This is a genomic window from Streptomyces anatolicus (assembly GCF_019400875.1).
GTDB classification, from domain to species: Bacteria; Actinomycetota; Actinomycetes; order Streptomycetales; family Streptomycetaceae; genus Streptomyces; species Streptomyces anatolicus.
On sequence record NZ_WMBF01000780.1, the window covers coordinates 1 to 1,747 of the forward strand.

The 1,747-nt window shown below is 71.1% G+C and carries 2 protein-coding genes; both read left to right on the forward strand.

The annotated features are described in order from the left end of the window. Positions 1-782 (forward strand): 3-hydroxybutyrate oligomer hydrolase family protein (locus tag GKQ77_RS32390; protein WP_219692719.1); only part of this gene is annotated, 782 nt, incomplete at its 5' end. A 138-nt stretch (positions 783-920) separates the two neighbouring features. Further along, positions 921-1,724 carry a 3-hydroxybutyrate dehydrogenase gene (locus GKQ77_RS32395; protein WP_219692720.1) on the forward strand — a complete coding sequence of 268 codons (804 nt, stop codon included), beginning with the start codon at positions 921-923 and terminating at the stop codon, positions 1,722-1,724. Positions 1,725-1,747: the final 23 nt, after the last annotated feature.

Sequence of the window (1,747 nt, forward strand, 5' to 3'; positions counted from 1 at the left end):
CCCGGACCCTGGCCACCGGCATGTCCAACGCCGGCTATCTGGTCCGCTGGCAGCTGGAGAACCACCCCGAGCTGTACGACGGCGGCGTGGACTGGGAAGGCACGCTCTGGCGCGCCGACGGGCCGAACCTGCTCACGTTCCTGCCGCCCGCCCTGCGCCACTACCCCGCGTACGAGGCCGGAGGGCCCGGTGCCGAAGAGGCGCGGAAGGCGATGCACGCCGCCGGGTACCCGGCCGGGTCGGAGTTCCTGTGGCCGTACCACCACAAGGCGTACTGGGACCTCACCCAGCGCATCTACCGCGAGGAGATCGACCCCGGCTTCGACGGCCCGACGGAAGCCGGCACTCCGTACTGCGCCCCGGGAAGCCCGGCCTGCGACGCGGATTACGACTACGCCTCGCGCCCCGCGGAAGTGCGCCGCGCCGTGCAGCGAATCGCCCTGACCGGCCGCATCGGTAAGCCCTTGATCACCGTCCACGGCACCCTGGACGTGCTGCTGCCCATCAGCAAGGACTCCGACGTCTACGCCCGCATGGTGCGCCAGGCAGGCCGCGGCGACCTGCACCGCTACTACCGCGTCGAGGGCGGCACGCACACCGACTCCCTGGTGGACACCTTCCCCGACCGGCTGCGGCCGCTCGTCCCGTGTCACCGGTCGGCGTTCACCGCCATGGAGGGGTGGCTGGCGCATTCCGGCCTGCCGCCGGCCAGTCGTACCGTGCCTCGTCCTCCCACGGCCGACGCGGCGACGCTCCTCACCACCTGCCCCCTCGGTCGCTGAGCCACCAGGAGCATCGAGCAGCGGGGACAAAGCTCCCGCTTCAGACGTGGGCATAGCGGGGACTGCCACCTTCTGGCGGGTCATTGTGGTGCTTGTTCCCATAGGCGAGTCGGCGCGGTGACTCTACTGTTTCCGGCCATGACCAGGGAATTTGCATCCTCGCAACAGTTGGGGCCGACCGTCTCGGCCACGGGTGGCGTGAACCTGTCCGGCCGTGCCGCACTGGTGACCGGTGGCGGCAGCGGCATCGGCCTGGCCTGCGCCGCCGCCCTCGCCGCCGCCGGTGCGGAGGTCCACGTGGTCGACCTGGACGCCGAGAAGGCCAAGACGGTTGCCGACGCCATCGGCGGTGTGGCGCACACCGCCGACCTGGCCGACGCGGACATCATCGACACCCTGCCCTCCGACATCGACATCCTCGTCAACAACGCCGGGCTGCAGCACGTCGCCGCCCTCCACGAGTTCCCGCCGGATCGCTTCGCGCTCATGCAGCGGGTGATGGTCACGGCGCCGTTCCTGCTGATCCGCCGTGTACTGCCGCACATGTACGCGGGCGGATGGGGCCGGGTGATCAACATCTCCAGCGTCCACGGACTGCGCGCCAGCGCGTTCAAGAGCGCCTACGTCACGGCCAAGCACGCCCTTGAGGGCCTGAGCAAGGTCACCGCCGTCGAGGGCGCCCCGCACGGCGTGACCAGCAACTGCGTGAACCCCGGCTATGTCCGCACCCCGCTGGTCGAGGGCCAGATCCAGGACCAGGCCGCGGCCCACGGCATCAGCCCCGACGACGTCCTCTCCGACGTCCTGCTCACCCGCGCCCCGGTCAAACGGCTCCTGGAGGCCGAAGAGGTCGCCGCCGCCGCCCTGTGGCTCTGCGGTCCGCACACCAGCTACATCACCGGAGCCTCGCTGCCCCTGGACGGCGGCTGGGGCGCGAGCTGATCAGGCCCGCCGCCTTCCCGTCC